The organism is Bradyrhizobium sp. AUGA SZCCT0182 (assembly GCF_018130185.1).
In the GTDB taxonomy this organism is placed as follows: domain Bacteria; phylum Pseudomonadota; class Alphaproteobacteria; order Rhizobiales; family Xanthobacteraceae; genus Bradyrhizobium.
Genome location: NZ_JAFCLY010000047.1, coordinates 55419 through 71276 on the forward strand (window position 1 = coordinate 55419; position 15858 = coordinate 71276).

General features: G+C 62.7%; 10 protein-coding genes. 3 read left to right on the plus strand and 7 right to left on the minus strand.

All coding sequences use genetic code 11. From position 1 onward, the window contains the following. The first annotated feature begins 14 nt into the window (after window positions 1-14). Window positions 15-824: a 4'-phosphopantetheinyl transferase superfamily protein gene (locus JQ611_RS34160; RefSeq protein WP_212269177.1), complete on the plus strand. Its 810-nt coding sequence runs from the start codon at window positions 15-17 to the stop codon at window positions 822-824. A gap of 3 nt (window positions 825-827) precedes the next feature. Here the strand turns inward: JQ611_RS34160 and JQ611_RS34165 are convergent, their stop codons facing one another. The 3 genes from JQ611_RS34165 to JQ611_RS34175 form a co-directional block, all read right to left on the minus strand. After that, window positions 828-2198 (minus strand): lysine N(6)-hydroxylase/L-ornithine N(5)-oxygenase family protein, encoded by a 1371-nt coding sequence (locus tag JQ611_RS34165; RefSeq protein WP_312012321.1) that lies wholly within the window; start codon window positions 2196-2198, stop codon window positions 828-830. Continuing rightward, the gene (locus JQ611_RS34170) at window positions 2149-3207 is read right to left on the minus strand and encodes a GNAT family N-acetyltransferase (protein ID WP_212467936.1); all 1059 of its coding nucleotides are present in this window, start codon (window positions 3205-3207) and stop codon (window positions 2149-2151) included. Before JQ611_RS34170 ends, JQ611_RS34165 begins: the two co-directional genes overlap by 50 nt. A 224-nt stretch (window positions 3208-3431) precedes the next feature. Further along, a complete protein-coding gene (locus JQ611_RS34175) occupies window positions 3432-5132 on the minus strand; it encodes a cyclic peptide export ABC transporter (RefSeq protein ID WP_283814655.1) in 1701 nt (566 codons plus the stop codon). A 321-nt stretch (window positions 5133-5453) separates the two neighbouring features. Between JQ611_RS34175 and JQ611_RS34180 the strand changes: the two genes are divergently transcribed. Next, window positions 5454-6515, plus strand: a complete 1062-nt coding sequence (locus tag JQ611_RS34180; protein WP_212467937.1) for a siderophore-interacting protein — start codon at window positions 5454-5456, stop codon at window positions 6513-6515. Window positions 6516-6589: 74 nt separating this feature from the next. Next, complete coding sequence (locus tag JQ611_RS34185) at window positions 6590-7414, plus strand: ATP-binding cassette domain-containing protein (RefSeq protein ID WP_212467938.1); 825 nt, start codon at window positions 6590-6592, stop codon at window positions 7412-7414. A 35-nt stretch (window positions 7415-7449) separates the two neighbouring features. On the opposite strand, the gene fhuB is transcribed toward JQ611_RS34185, so the two are convergent. The 4 genes from fhuB to JQ611_RS34205 form a co-directional block, all read right to left on the minus strand. Continuing rightward, window positions 7450-9456 carry a Fe(3+)-hydroxamate ABC transporter permease FhuB gene (gene fhuB, locus JQ611_RS34190; RefSeq protein ID WP_212467939.1) on the minus strand — a complete coding sequence of 669 codons (2007 nt, stop codon included), beginning with the start codon at window positions 9454-9456 and terminating at the stop codon, window positions 7450-7452. Further along, complete coding sequence (locus tag JQ611_RS34195) at window positions 9443-10384, minus strand: ABC transporter substrate-binding protein (protein WP_212467940.1); 942 nt, start codon at window positions 10382-10384, stop codon at window positions 9443-9445. Before JQ611_RS34195 ends, fhuB begins: the two co-directional genes overlap by 14 nt. Window positions 10385-10435: 51 nt before the next feature. Continuing rightward, on the minus strand, window positions 10436-11455 hold the full coding sequence (locus JQ611_RS34200; protein WP_312012322.1) for an alpha/beta hydrolase: 1020 nt from the start codon (window positions 11453-11455) through the stop codon (window positions 10436-10438). Beyond that, window positions 11452-15858, minus strand: a 4407-nt coding sequence (locus JQ611_RS34205) for a non-ribosomal peptide synthetase (protein WP_212467941.1), incomplete at its 5' end; no start/stop codon positions are given. The genes JQ611_RS34205 and JQ611_RS34200, both read right to left, overlap by 4 nt.

Here is a 15858-nt window from a genome sequence, read left to right on the forward strand (position 1 = left end):
AATGGCCGATGGACATGGCGCTATCCGACGACGCTGGAAAGGACAAACTCGCAGTATCGCTAACGACGGCCAATGCACGAGATACCGTCGCGTGGTCTATCGCAACCAATTGCAGAATTCCGCAAGAAGAGCTGGGTGTGCGATGGCTGACCAGTCCAGGCATCTCAGGCCTGACCGAGCGGTTAAGACCGGAGGACATCGCCTTCTGGCTAGCGGCAGTGCATCCCTCTCATGACCAAGGCACCGAAGGACTGGGCACGCTCAGCTTCGAGCAAGCTGCCGCGGTGCTCGACGGCGAGGAAGCCAGCCGCCTGGTGCGCTTCGTGCACATTGAGGATCGAAATAGCTACCTCGCCGCACATGCCGGCGTCCGCCTTTTGCTGGGGAGCATTGTGGGGCACGCCGCCGACACCTTGCGGTTTCGACCGTCCGAGCACGGCAAGCCGATGCTCGTCTCAGACTCGCCGAACATCGACTTCAGCCTGAGTCACGCAAGAGGTGTGGTCGCTGTCGCTGCTGCGCGTTCGCCGGTCGGTGTCGATGTCGAGCCCTTGCGAGAAATCCCCGATCTGGATTCCGTGAGTGAGATCGTCCTGGCTCGCGAAGAGCGTGAGGTCCTGTGGAGCACTCCTGCCGCATTCCGCTCGCGGCTGTTTCTTCGCTACTGGACCCTCAAGGAAGCCATACTTAAGGCAGCCGCGCTTGGATTCATCATTCCACCGCATTCGGTGATCATCGACGCTGGCCCATCACCCGCCGTTCTTTCGCTACCAGCAGCGCTCGGGCCTGTCTCGCAATGGCGGCTGATAGCTCCCGCCGCCTGAACGCTAAGCTATCAGTTCGCGGCGCGAGATCGTCAAAAGCAGCGACTCGGCGATTTCCTGCGAACGGCTGGCCAGAACGGAGAGCAACGTGTCGCTCAGGCCGTGAGAGGCCTCGGAATACCCCTGGAGATGGATTTGCGGCCGAAACGCAGGGCTCGTGGCGAGCCTGTAATTGCGGTCGACAACGTCGTCCTGGATATAGCGCCGTATCGGCTCCAGAAACGCGTGTGGCGTTTCCCTGTCATAGCCGGTCGCAAGGATAACGGCATCGTAGCAGGAGCGGCGGTCCCGACCGTCGAATTTATCGACCGTTCGGATTTCAATGCCTTCAACAGCCGCGAGCACTTTGGTGATCTCGCTGCGCGGATGCAATTCGATGCCCGTCGTGCCGCTGACGCGCTGCTGGTAGAGCAAGCGATACAACTGATCGAGCAGATCGGAATCGACCACGGCATAGTTGGTATTTCGAAAATTGTGAACGATCGCATTCCGGCGCTCGTCCGGCTGGGCGTAGATAAAATCCGTGTAATCCGGATTGAAGATTTCGTTGACGAACGGACTGCTGTCGGACGGTTTTAATGCATGGCCGCGAAAGATCAGGTCAATGTTCGCGTGCGGAAAACGGTTTCGAAGATCGACCGTCACCTCGACCGCGCTCTGCCCTCCCCCGACAACGGCCACGCATGCCGCCTTGCCGCCGAGGCCGGCGGACTCGACCGTATCGAGGTAGCGGCTTGAGTGGAACAATCTGGAATCGTCGGCGATTTTCGCGAAGACCTGCGGGATATTGGGCTTACCTCCCGCCGCCACGACAAGGTTCTTCGCAAGCCGCACCGTTTCACCGCCGGCGAAGTTGCGTGAATAGACCCGCAACGAATTCACCGACGGCCCCGCTGTTACGGGTTCGATGGCAACGACGGCTTCGCCGTAAGCCGCTAGTGACTTGAACTGCGCTGCCACCCACCGCAGATAATCGTTGAATTCCATCCTGCTCGGATAGAACGTCCGACAGTTGATGAAATCCTGCAAGCGGCCGTGCTTGTGCAGATAGTTCACAAAGGTGAACGGACTGGTCGGATCACGCAACGAAACCAGATCCTTGAGAAACGAGATCTGCATATCGCTACCCGGCAAAAGCATGCCGCCATGCCAGGTAAATTGGCGCTGCCTCTCGACGAAGAGAGGAGTGCATTTCAAGCGTGACCTTCTGGCGCACTCGTCCAGCGCGATCGCAAGCGCGAGATTGGACGGACCGAATCCGACGCCAATGACGTCGTGCTCGATGGCAAGCTGATGAGACATAAAGCTGCGCTCCGTTCGCGCGTTAGGCTGTGGGTGCCGGACCGGCCGTCGCCGGTAGCCACAGCCGGTCACCAAAGAAGCGCTCGCGCAGCAGCATGACCAGGGTGGCCCGCTTGTGTGGAAAATCGAAGTTCTTGATCCTCGCGAATCCCGAGAGTTCAAGGTTGCGGAGTTGCTGCGAATGCGCCGCCGCCGGCTCGCCGACGATCCGCTGCGTTCGGCAATCATCCAGGAACATGTAGTGCATCAGCGAGGGCAGCCATGCGCTGATGTAGCGGCGTCCCCGATAGGCGTCCTCTCCGACGACAACGTGCCAGCCGCGATCGTAATCATCGGCATCGTAAAACGGCGCGATACGGTTCTCCTTGGCCCAATAGACCTCGAAATAGCCGAATGGCGCGTCGCCGAAGCAGCCGATCAGCGGCAGCATGTGCGGATCGGCCAGAATAGTGGACAGATACTTGCGATGCTTTTCCAGATCGCCGGCTTCGTCCCAGAAGGCGTCGACGCGAGGATCGTTCATCCAGCGGTGCAGCAAATGAAGATCATCATTCAGATCCGCGACACGGAACGAGATGATCTCGGAGAGCCAGGGGATGAAGCGGGCATACACCATCCCCACCGGCTTTTGCGGACGTCGCGGATGCCGTTTTCCGTCCGTCATGACGTGCAGTTGCGGCATTGGCGACCGCTCGGCATCGACCAGCCAGTTGTCACGACGCTGCATGACCAAATCCGGAAGCAGCACGAGGTTGCTTCCGGCCACGACAGCGAGGCCATCGTCGAGCAATTCGCGCGCAATCGGTTCCCGGACCGAGTCCAGAAAAATCCGGTTGAGACCCGGGCGCCATCCGAACATTGCCTCTGCAGCCGCTGAAACCGCCCGCACCGCAAGCCGCGGATCGTCCGGAGCATCAAGCATCTTCAGATGATCCAGCTGCTCATCGAGACGCAGACGCATCATCGTAGCGCCACCAGCAACGACCCGCAGCTCCGCACCGTCTTGAAGGACCGTCGCGGCGGCGCGCGGCCCGACCGGAAACGCATGAGGATCTTTCGCGGAGCTCGACGTTTTGTTCATCCGGCACTCGTATTGACGTGATTGCTTCAAACAAGACGCGATCTTCGCTCACGCACGCGATGTAAATCACTCCCGTGCAGGATGACAAGGAATGCCAACGCACCCAGTTTAGATTCCTTACAAAACCAATGAATGACCGGGCCGGGACGTTGCATGCCCTACTCAAGGCCGGCGCCGGTGGTGCCGGAACTTAGATTCAAATTTTCCGGGAGAATAAAATAGGTCTAAAGAGGCGCACCGGTTGGAACAGATGACGGCTCCATGACGTAATGGGGCCTCGCCTCGCCAGCGACAATCTTGCCATGCCGGAGCCGCACAAGGTGGTCCGCCGCGCCAAAATAACGGTCGTCATGTGAGATCACGATGATCGTCTTGCCCAGGCGCTTCAGGTCGGGCAGCAATTCGGTGTAGAAGATGTGCCGGAACGCCGGATCCTGATCCGCCGCCCACTCATCGAACACCAGAACGGGCCGCTCCTCGAGCCAGGCATTCATCAGAGCCAGCCGCTTGCGCTGGCCGGTGGACAGATCCGTTGTCGTGAATACGCCATTTTCAACCGAAACCTTGTGCGCGACCTCCAATCGCTCAAGATACCGCTCGGCGATATCGGGCACCATTCCCGCTCCCTGCAAAAGATCTTCAAACAGGTAGTAGTCGGAAAAGATTGTCGTGAAGAGCTGCCGGTAGTCATCGCGGGTTTCCGTTACGACCGGCAGGCCATCGCGCAGCACCGCGCCGCTCTGCGGGGCATAAAGGCCCAGCAGCAGTTTGATCAGCGTGGTTTTTCCGCTGCCATTTTCGCCGACAATGAAAACGATGTCCCCCTGGCGGATATGCAGGTCAATCGGCCCAAGAACGAAGGGATTGCTGCCGGGCACGGTGCGGAAGGTGTAGGATACTCCTCGCAGTTCGATCGATTCGATCCTGGCCGATGCTTCCGGCGCGGTCGAAGGCGCAGCCAGCAAATCCTGCTCAGGCGTGGAGAACTGCTCCGAGAGCTCAGCAATCCGGCGCATCGCCACCTGTGCGCGGCCGAGTGCGGGCAGAATACCTATAACCTGGTCAATAGGACCCCGCATATAGAGCAGCACCAGCACAAAACCGCTGGAGACCGAGGCGGGACTGTCCGGCCACAGGAACGGGCGCAGGGTCAGCGCTACGCCGATCACCACGAAGAACAGCATCGTGCCGAAGGCACGTGCGGTGACGAAGAGATTGATCGACTTGATCTGCACCGTGCTGATCTGGTCGACGGTACGCTGTAGCTTGTCGACGTACACGCGCTGCCGACGGATGCGGTTCAAGCGCAATTCCTTCGCGCCCTCCGCGATCGCCCGGTAGTGCTTCTGCAACTCATCTTCCGAGTCGCGGGCGGCATTGAAGCCCCGAACCCCTCGCGTTCGCGCAAAGGCATGCGCCAGCGAACCCAGGATGATGACCAATCCCGTGATCAGAAACAGCGGCCACGACAATACCGCCAGGTAAACCATGCAGCCGAAAGTGATGACGACGGACACGAAGAAGGACGAGAAGAAGAACGCGAAATCGCTGATCGTGTCGACGTCCTGGGTGAGAACCGGGATCAGGCGATGGGTACGATAAATCTCGAGTTGGTCGATCGGGGCCGCCAGAATCTTGGCCGCAAGCGACTTCCGAAGCTCGGCAATGATCCGCTGTCCGACATAATTGGCGCTTATATCGGAACCGATCGAACCAATCAGGATCAGCGAACACAGGCCCGCAAAGGCAAAAAGCAGCGTCACGACATCGCTCTGCGACGCATAGAGGCCACGATTGACGACCGCTAGCAGCCCCGCAACGCTGGCGCCGCCGACAATACCGAGGACGACGCCACCGAGCACAATCGGCCAATACGGCCGCAGGAGATGCAATATCTGCGCGGTCAGGCCGCTTGGTGGGATCATCATGAGTGCCGCGCTGGATTATGGCTGAAGCGAACCTACACGGCCCGTCGTGACACGAACAGCCTTGCTGGAGTGATGCGAATACATGATGGCAGCATGGCTATTCCAGCGGTTATTTTCCGGTCTTTTTCGATCGATTCTAATTTGTGATCGGCAACGCGTTTAATAAAATGTCGGGTAGTACCCCCTTTGCATCGCAGCCGAAGAGCGCGTAGGACATGGATCCGGCCGCCGTATCGGACCGCGATACCCGGAAATCGAAGCGCTCGCAGGCCAGCATCGGACAGGCCCGACTGGAGCAGGCCCGACTGGAGAATGACTTTGGATTCGCTCGTCTCCGAAACCCGCATCCAGCTTGCCGATGCCGCCGGTCTTGCTGCCCGAATGATCGATCATCTGGCCGAGCATGACATCGCCTTCGAGGATCAGGGCGGCCTGATGGTGGCGAAACTGCCGTTTGGAACCAGCTCGCTCGCCGTCGAGGCTGAGACACTCAGGATTCGTGTCGAGGCCAACGACAAGGGTCACCTCGAAATGCTGCGTTCGGTCGTAGCATCCCACGTCATCGAGTTCGCAGGCGACGCGGCACCGACGATCGTCTGGTCCGGTCATGAATCGGATGGCGGGACGTTGACCAATTTCCGCGAGGTACGGCTGAAAGCGGCGATCGATCTCACGCCCCGCATGCGCCGGCTGACTTTCACCGGGGACGACATCACGCGTTTCCTGGATGACGATGACCTGCACGTCCGGCTGTACTTTCCACCAGAGGGCCTCGCCAAGCCTGAATGGCCGTGGCCTGCCGCGGACGGACGTATCATGTGGCCCGAAGCGGACCGCAGGCCTCTCACCCGCTACTACACGATCCGTCGCATCGATCTGCAGACCCGCGAGATCGACATCGATTTCGTGGTTCATGACCATGCCGGGCCTGGCTCCGCATTCGGGCTCAACGCGCGAGCCGGCGCCATTTGCGGCATGGCCGGCCCACTCGGGCGAGGTATTCGTCCGGCGCGCTGGTTTATGCTGGCAGGCGACGAAACCGCCCTGCCCGCCATCGCGCGCATCCTTGAAACACTGCCGGCGACGGCAATGGGCGAAGTCTTCATCGAAGTCGCCAACCAACTCGAGGAGGTTCCGCTGATCGCGCCAGCCGGCATGTCGGTTCGCTGGCTGCATCGTGGCGACCATCCGGCGGGGACAACGCAATTGCTGGTCGATGCCGTCAAGGCCCTGCGATGGCCCGATCACCGCGAGGTCTTTGCATGGGTCGCCTGCGAAGCGCAGGCGCTGAAGGCGCTGCGAAACCATTTGCGCGATGAGCGAAAACTTTCCCGCGATCAGCACCTTGCGGTCGCGTATTGGAGCCTGCGCCAGCCATGACGTCCCAACGTCGCACACGTGGACCGGCCGGGCTGCGTTCTCTTTGCACCACATAATTCTACCAGGCGTTCCCCATGCACGCAGTTCTGCCAACCGAAACCGCCCCGGCGTCGCGCGACGCGGCCATGCCCTTGTTCGAACTGGACCAGGTCGGCTTCGCGGTGGCAGGCCGCGCGTTGCTCGAACCGCTGACCCTGACCCTTCCCGCTCGCAGCGTCGTCGGCCTGATCGGACACAATGGCTCCGGCAAATCGACCTTGCTGAAGATGCTGGCGCGGCAGCAGCCAAACTCCTCCGGTACGATCCGCTTTGAAGGGCGTCCATTGCGGGAATGGAGCGATCGGGAATACGCGCGAAAGGTGGCTTACCTGCCGCAGCAGACCCCGCCCGCCGCCGGCATGCTGGTCAAGGAGCTGGTCGCGCTCGGCCGTTATCCCTGGCATGGCGCGCTCGGCCGATTTGGCGATACCGACCGCAACAAGGTCGCGGAAGCCATGGCGCTCACCCACATCGAGCCGTTTGCGGACCGGCTCGTCGACACACTGTCAGGCGGCGAGCGCCAGCGGGTCTGGATCGCCATGCTGGTCGCGCAGGACGCCGAATGCCTGCTGCTCGACGAGCCAATTTCAGCGCTCGACATCGCCCATCAGATCGAGGTTCTGTCGCTGGTGCAGCAGCTCGCCCGTGAGCGCAACCTTGGCATCGTCGTCGTTCTCCACGACGTCAACATGGCGGCCCGCTTCTGCGACGAGATCATCGCGCTGCATTCGGGCAGACTGATAACGCGCGGAACGCCTGACAAGATCATGACGCCGGCCGAACTCGAAACCATCTACGGCATCCCCATGGGGGTGATGCCGTCTCCGGATCAAAGCCACCTCATCAGCTTTGCGCGGTGAACAGGCGGATCATCCGCCCTGCATTGCAGCGGGGGTCACGCGCGCCGCGGGCGCAATAGCCACACCAGATATGGACCGGCGAGCATCATCGCGAAGATGCCGGCCGGCATCTGGAACGGGAATATCACCATCCGCCCTGCCCAGTCCGCGAACACCATCAGGGTGCCGCCAATCAGCGCGGCCAGCGCTACCTGATGAATCGCGCGTTGCGCCCCCATCATCCGCGCCATGTGCGGCGCGATGAAGCCGACCAGACTTAGCAGCCCGACCATCAGGGTCGCGGTTGCCGTCAACAACGCGGTCAGCAGCATGATGATGATTCGGCTCCGCGCCAGGGATACGCCCACCGAACGCGAGGCCGCCTGACCGAGCGGCAGGATATCGAGCCAGCGCGACAACATCGGGACCAGTGCCAGCAGGATAATCGCGGCGATGGCCAGTATCGCAGCCTCGGTCGGACCGATCTGATAAAGCGATCCCGCCAGCAACGACAGAAGCATGCCGATGCGGGGGTCACCGGTTGCAAGCACCATGGCCATGATCGCGCCGAACGCCGCGCTCATGGCGACGCCCGCCAGCAGCACACGCTCCGGGCTGAATTCGGATCGCCGGCTGAACAGCAGAACCAGGCCGAGCACGCTGAAGGCGCCGATCGCCCCGGCTGCGATCTGCGCCGCGCGGGCGTGAGAGGGCAACGCGTACAGCAGGACTAAGACACCCATCGCAGCGCCATAGCTGATTCCCATCACCTCTGGAGCCGCCATTGGGTTTCCGGTCATGCGTTGCAGCAGCGTGCCGGCCACCGCCAGCGTGGCCCCCGCAGCCAAGGCCGACACCACGCGCGGCCAGCGCCACGGCAGAAACTCCTGGATGCCGGCCAGACCGCTCCAGCTCCAGCCCTCTGAACCGACCCCGACCGCCAGCGCGATCCAGACCACGAGCAGCAGCAAGGCCAGACCGAACAGGATCACCCGCCAGGGATGGTCGAGACGTGGTGGAACGGATGGCGTGAGGTTTCCCACCGGCGCGGTGGCCCGAAGCCGCGGCAGCAACAGCAGCAACATCGGCGCGCCGATCAGGGCGGTGGCGGCGCCAGCCGGCATTTCGCGATAGCCGGGCGGGATCAGCAGCACAAGCTCATCCGTCAGCCACAGCAGCAGCGCGCCGCAAAGTGGCGCCCAAATCAGCCGGTCACGAAAACGGCGCGCTCCTGACAGCATGACGATGGCCGGCGCGGAAAGGCCCACGAAGCCCATCACGCCGACCACGCTGACAACCGAAGCGCTGAGCGCGATCGCGATGCCAAGCGCGCAGACCCGCGCGCCGGTCAATCCGAGGCCGAGATTGCGCGCGGTCTCGTCGTCGAAGCCGAGCAAGGTCAGCGGGCGGACCATCGCCGCGATCAGGAGGAAGGAAATGATGAAACGCGGCGCAAGGAACGCGACGTTGTTCCAGTCCTGCTGATTGAGGAAACCCGCGCCCCAGATGAACAGACCGATGAGGTATTCGTGGTTCAGCAATATCAGGGCCTGGGTCGTCACCGCGCAATAATAAGCAACGATCAGCCCGGCAAGCACCAGCACGACCGGCGATAGCGCACGGCGCCAAGTGAGACCGAACACGCACAGGAACGCAGCGAATCCGCCCAGCAACGCAATCCACTCACGGCCGAAGGTGAGCAGCGACGGCGCCCACAGGGTTGTCACGGACAGCGCGAGATAGGCTCCGTTCAGGACACCAAGGGTGCTCGGTTCAGCAAGCGGATTGCGCAGCACCTGCTGACAGACCGTTCCTGCGAGGCCCAGCGCTGCGCCGGCCAGCAGCGCCACCGCTATGCGCGGAAACACCGTGTAATGCACCAGCATCTGCTGCGGATCGTTGATCTCTGGGCGCCACAGCACCGGCAACCATGCGTTGGCCGGCAGAAACCCCGACAGATGCCGCCACGTCAGCGCAGCCGCTGCTGCAAACAGCAGCCCGATCAGCACCGCCGGGTGCATCGCGATACCGGAGCGGGCGGGCAGCGCCTCAACCTTGCTCATTTTTTTCCTGCGGCAGACGTTCGGCGAGAAGGCGGGCGAAGCGCTCAGCTGCCGGCACGCCGCCATAGAAGAATTGATTTCCCAGCACCGTTAGCCGCCCCGACCGTAGGAACGGCAGGGTTCGCAACACCGGGCTCGACGTCAGCAGCGCTTCGATGTCCGCGACCCGCGAACTCATCAGGATCAGCCGCGCATCCGGAACCGCCGCGAGCACCTCAAGGCCGACGCTGGTATGTCCCCACGGACCGCTCTGCCCGGTCCATGCGTTCTTCAATCCGAACTGGTTCAGCACCTCCTGATAGAGGCTGTTCGGACCGAACACGAGCGCACGATTGCGCGCGATCTCGCTGACAAGATAGAGCGGTTTGCCGCCGCGGTTGCGAAGCTGCTCACGGTAACCGGCCATCGCTGCATCGAAGCGCGCGAGATAGGCTTCGCACGCGGCCTGCACGCCAACCCGCTGTGCGAGCTCCATCGTCGAACTGCGCGCGGTTTCCAGAGGATGGCGACCGGGCTTGAAAATCGTGAAAATCTCGACCGGGGCGATCAGCTTGAGCCGGGGTATTGCCGCAGTGATACTGGGATCGATGATGATAATATCAGGCGCGAAACTCTGCAGCAGCTCGAGATTCGGCTCCGAACGCAGGCCGATTTCCTGAACGCTTGACGGGACGGCCGGCTCGACGACGAGCCTGCCGTAGCGCTCGATCTCCGGAACCACGAGCGGCACGACCCCGAGCGCGAGCAGCGTCTGTGCACAGGCCCAACCGAGCGCGGCAACGCGCGGCCCGGGCTGTGACGTGGCGGCTTGCGTGGCGCAAAGCGGCCAGTTGCCGAGCAGCACGCCTCCGCCGAGGCTCACGCCTGCGGTGAGAACGGCGCGGCGTGACGGCCGGCGATCTGAGGCAATGACAGGCTTTTTGTTCATGGAAATCGGCTCAAAGAGCTCTCGCGGCCAAGGCCAGGGGACGGAAGGCCATTATGACATACCTTCAATCCTCGTGTCCGTCCAAGCCCTGGCGCTGGAGGCGCTAAAAGCGTTTGCCAGGGCCCGTCCGATCGCCGCCTGCGCCTGCAAGGCATTGGCAACGACATTTCCCATCCGCAAAAACTCATGGATCATGCCCGGATAGATCTGGAGATCGACCGCAACGCCGGCGGCGCGAAGCCGTGCCGCATAATCCCGCCCCTCGTCCACCAGCGGATCATATTCGGCAAGCACAAAAAGCGCCGGCGCCAGCCCGGAGAGATCGTGCGCGGCCAGCGGCGCAAAGCGCCAATCGTCGCGGTCGGAATCGTCGCGGAGATATTGCCGGAAGAACCAATCGACGGTGTCCCGCTCGAGCAGAAAGCCCGAGCCATACCGGTTATAGGAATCCGAGGTCTGCCGTGCGCTCAGGCCTGGGTAGGCGAGAACCTGCAGAACAGGCTGCGGCAAGCTTGGGTCAGCCTTGGCTGCGATCGCCAGTGCTGCGGCAAGCGTCCCACCGGCGCTATCGCCGCCAACAGCAACGCGGCCCGCGTCCAGCCCGGCCGCCTCCCCCTCGCGACCGATCCAGGCCAGCGCATCGACGGCATCCTCGAACGCCGTCGGAAATTTATGCTCCGGGGCAAGCCGATAACCAATCGACAGCACCGCCGCACCGCTATCGGCGGCGAGGCCTCGGCACAAGGGCTGATGCGAATCGAGACTTCCGACGACAAAGCCGCCGCCGTGCATGTAGAGCAGAACGGGCGTGGGATCTTGCGCGTCCGGCTCCCGCGGGGCGTACAGCCGCGCGGCGATGGCCTCCCCATCGCGCGTCGGCAGAGAGAGCTGGCGTTCAAACGCCAGCGCCGGAGGGTCGACGTCGAGCAACGGCGAAGAAGCGTCGAAATCCGCGCGTGCCTGTATGGCGGTCAGTTGCGGAAACGGAACGCGTGCACCGCTCTCGGTCCCAAGCTGGACCATCTCGAGGAGCGCTGCGATATCGGGATCAAGGCTCATGCGATCGTTCACTCTGCGGGTTCCGGCACCTGGTCCTGCGACGTTGTCGATGTCGCCTCCGGAGCCAGCAGCGCGCATATCTCATCGAGAAAATCGGCATCCCTGAGGATCGTAAAATGGTTGTCGCCAACAATGCCGCGATCAACGGCATTCGGGAGCTGCGTCTCCAGCCGATCGCGCTGCGTCAGGCGACCTGACGTCCACCAGCACAACGGCGCGGCCGCGAGACGACGCGGCGGCGCGGCGTTCTGCGTCAGGGTTTTCAGGTGCCGCCCGACTGCAAAGGCGCTCGACAGATCGTCGATGCCGAGCAGAGTGTCGTCCGGCAATGGTCCCTGCACCTCTTCCAATATCTGCGCGGCCAGACGCCGGACGCTTGCGGACGTCTCTGGCGCGCCGTCGCGTTTCGCTGCTTCCACGTGCGGATGGATACGGCCGGATGCAGCGTTCGGAAGAACGGCCGACAGCAATCCAGCGAGATCATCGGCCCAGTGGGCTACGGCTTCCTGCCGGTTCGATCCGCCGTGCGTCCGCAGCACGAAGCTGTCGACCAAGGCGAGACGATCCACACGTTCACCGCTTCGTTCGAGCTCAGCTGCAACAAGGCTGACGAGAAGCCCTCCGAGCGACCAACCGATCAGGCTGTACGGACCGCGGGGCTGCACCTGTCTGATCTCGCGCGCATAATCCGCAGCCATCGCCTCGAGCGACCTATCACTCCACGAACCGTCGACAAGCATCCGGGATTGCAACCCGATCACCTGCCGGCGCCCTTGGAGGCGCCGCGCCAGCGGTCCATAATCGAAGACGGTGCCGAAACCACCATGCACACAGAACACCGGATGCATTCCAGGAACCGCAACGTTCAGCGGCAGCAACGCCGACGGCGCCGCTGCAGCGGCGGGAGCCACGTCGCCGGTATCTGCCAGCAGCGCCCGGATCGTCGGCTTCTGCAGGAGATCGCGAAGCTTGATCTCGATGCCGAAGCTCTTGTCCTGACGCAACCTGGCAACGACCTTGAGGCTGAGGATCGAGTTGCCGCCCAGTTCGAAGAAATTGTCGGTGACGCCGACTTGCGGCAGCTTGAGTATGTCGGCCCACAGGCGCGCCATCGCGGTTTCCGCAGCCCCCTGCGGAGCAACGAAGCTTCGCGCCGCGGTATCGGGCGCCGGCAGCGCGCGCCGGTCGATCTTTCCGCTCGACATCACCGGCAGGCGATCAAGCACCATGATCCGTGCCGGCACCATATAGACCGGCAATGTCCGCCTCAGGAAATCGGTCAATCTGTCGACCAGCGCCTCGGCAGGTGCTCCTGACGAGGCCTTTGCCGCCTTCGGCGCGACATAGGCAACGAGCTGGCTTCCGGCAACGCGCGGCAACGCCACCACCGCCGCTTGCTCGATCTCCTCGTGCCGAAGAAGCGAGGTCTGGATCTCGCCAAGTTCGATCCGGAAGCCGTTGATCTTGACCTGGTCGTCGCTGCGGCCGAGATATTCAATGGTGCCGTCTTCGCACCATCGCGCCAGGTCGCCGGTGCGATAGAGTCGTGCTCCCGGCGCCGCTGCGAACGGGTCCGGCACGAAACGTTCGGCCGTCATGCCCGCTTTTCCCTGATAGCCGCGCGCCAGCCCAAAGCCTCCGAGATAGAGCTCTCCTGCAACGCCGGCGGGAATGATATTTAGCGAGCTATCGAGAATATAGGCGCTGCGATCACCAACCGGCAGACCGATCGGCGCGTAGGGCGTATCGCATTCGGCGGCGCCATCGACCTTCCAGACCAGGGGCGTGACCACGGTTTCGGTCGGACCATAACCGTTGATCAGGATGCGCGGTTTCAGGACGCGCTTGACCTTGTCGAAGCCCGCCTTCGGCATCGCCTCGCCGCCGAACGAATACAGTTTGACCGGCGGCGGGTTGCCCGCCTGCTCGACCCATTCCGCGACTTGCTGAAGATAGGCGGGCGGCAGGCCGATATGGCTGACGCCATGCGCATGCAAAGCCTCGACCGTTTGCTCCGGGGTCCACAATTCCGCGTCACGCATCAGCAGCCGCGCGCCATGCGACAGCACCGTCAACCAGCGTTCATGCGCGCCGTCGAAAGCCAATGACAGGAAATGCAGTTCGCGCGAGCCCTCGTCGATCTCGTAGAGTCCTCCCGTGACGTGACAGTGCATCGCAAGCGGCCCGTGGGCAACCGCCACGCCCTTTGGCGTCCCCGTCGAACCGGAGGTGTAGATCAGATAAGCGAGGTTTTCGGAACTCAAGTCCGGTTGCGGCGGATGGTCCGGGCCCGTATCGAAATCGAAAGTCGAAAGAGAGATTCTTTCAACATTGTCCAGGCCCTTTTCGAGCTGTCCCGTCAGCAGGAACGAAATCCCGGCATCGCGCATGACAAACTTGCGTCGCTCGGACGGAAGCTCCGGATCGAGCGGAACGTACGCCCCGCCCGCCTTGAGGACGGCGAGCAGCGCGACCATCGTGGCTTCGGTTCGCTCGACCACGACGCCGACCCGCTGCTCGGGCTTGAGCCCGCGGCCAATCAGGTGATGGGCAAGACGATTGGCTTTGGTATCGAACGCTCCGAACGAGAGCACGTTCCCGCCGATGGTAAGTGCCGTTCGTTCCGGGTGACGCTTGGCATGCACGCTGATCGCCTCATGCACCAGAGGCAATGCGACGGCAGGCACCGCGTGGCGATTGCAGTTATCGGCAACACCGGCATCGACCGTCGTGACCGGATCGATGCCGCCAAGCAGCACCGAAGCATCCCGCGTCAGCGCCGCCAGCAGATGCTCGAACTGCATCCTGATCTGCTCGGCCTGCGCTGGCGTAAAATGGCTCGGCATATAGGTGTATTCGACCTGAAGCGTTTCCTCGACGAGCACCGACAGATCCATCGGATAGTTCGTCACGTCGACATTCTTCAGGCCACCGAACTGCAGCGAGCCATCCCCCTTCTGCAGCATGCCGCGTTCAATCGGATAGTTTTCGAACACGATGATGCTGTCGAACATCGTCTGGCCGCCGCGGCCGGCCCAGCTCTGAATGTCGTAGAGCGGCGTGTGCTCATAATCCCGGATCGCCAGGTTGCGATCCTGAAGCGCCCGCAGCCATTCTCCGACTGTGCTTGCCAGCGACGGCGATTCGATCACGGGCAATGTGTTGATGAAGAGACCGAGCATCTGCTGCGATCCGTCGAGGCCTGCCGGGCGACCGGCGACGGTGACGCCGAAAGTCACGGCCTGCTGGCCGGTATAGCGCTGCAGCAACAGCGCCCACACGCCCTGGACAATGGTATTGAGCGTGATCCGCTCACGGCGAGCGAACGCCTTCAACTGCGCGGTCGCCGTCTCGCCGAGCCGGGTGTAACAGCGCGCGTGACCGGAAGCCGGATGACGGCGAGACCCGAAGGCATCGGCGAGTTGCGTCGGCTCGTCAAAGGACTTGAGCTGTTCGCGCCAGAAGCGTTCGGCCGCTTGCGCGTCCTGCGCCACCAGCCAGCCGATATAGTCGCGGTAATGCGTCGGGTTCGCCGCTGGCGATCCGCCGTAATAGCGCTCCAGGACTTCGCCGACAAAGCGCGCCGAGCTCCAGCCATCCATCAGGATGTGATGATAGGTCCAGATCAGGCGATAGAAGCCGTCCTCGAGACGCAGCAATCGAACCCTTTGCAGGGGCGGCGCCGAGAGATCAAATTCGGCGGCACGCTCGCCGGCTAGAGCCGCCGCGATGCGTTCGTCGGTAACGATTTGCCCGCGCCAGTCTTCCTGTTCGAACGGCGCGGCTGCGTCGCGATAGACGGCTTGCAGCGGCGATCCGGATAGCTCGCGCCACAGGAAGCCGGTCCGAAGCATCGGATGACGCGCGGTCACGTCTTGCCATGCCGACCGGAAGCGTTCGGGATCGAGCCCACGGATTTCAACGCTGACCTGATTGACGTAAACGCCGCTGCCGGCATCACGCAGGCTGTGGAACAGCATGCCCTGCTGCATCGGCGACAACGGGTAGATGTCCTCGATGCGGCTCCAGTCGAGAGCGAGCTTTTCGAGCTGTTCGCTGCTCAGTCCCGAGAGCGAGCCCCGCACCGGCGCCGGCGCTTCCTTTGGCAGCCGGACTTCCCGGGCGACTGCTGCAAGCGTCTCGATCGTTTGATGCTGAAAGCAGTCGCGCGGCTCGATCAGGACGCCTTCGCGGCGCGCGCGGCTCACCATTTGCAGCGAAATGATCGAATCCCCGCCGAGCTCAAAGAAGTTGTCGGTGACGCCGATGTTGGGTTGGCGCAGCAGGTCGGCCCAGATCGCGGCCAGCGCCGCTTCGGTCGGCGTGCGCGGCGCGACATGCTCGGCGGCGCCGAGCTGATCCGGCGCCGGCAGCGCCTTGCGATCGATCTTGCCGTTCGGCGTCAGCGGCAATCG

Coding starts and splice junctions, on each gene's coding strand:
- JQ611_RS34185 (WP_212467938.1), top strand. CDS start 6,590: ATGCACGCAGTTCTGCCAACCGAAACCGCCCCGGCGTCGCGCGACGCG.
- JQ611_RS34170 (WP_212467936.1), bottom strand. CDS start 3,207: ATGAACAAAACGTCGAGCTCCGCGAAAGATCCTCATGCGTTTCCGGTC.
- JQ611_RS34160 (WP_212269177.1), top strand. CDS start 15: ATGGCGCTATCCGACGACGCTGGAAAGGACAAACTCGCAGTATCGCTA.
- JQ611_RS34195 (WP_212467940.1), bottom strand. CDS start 10,384: ATGAACAAAAAGCCTGTCATTGCCTCAGATCGCCGGCCGTCACGCCGC.
- fhuB (WP_212467939.1), bottom strand. CDS start 9,456: ATGAGCAAGGTTGAGGCGCTGCCCGCCCGCTCCGGTATCGCGATGCAC.
- JQ611_RS34175 (WP_283814655.1), bottom strand. CDS start 5,132: ATGATCCCACCAAGCGGCCTGACCGCGCAGATATTGCATCTCCTGCGG.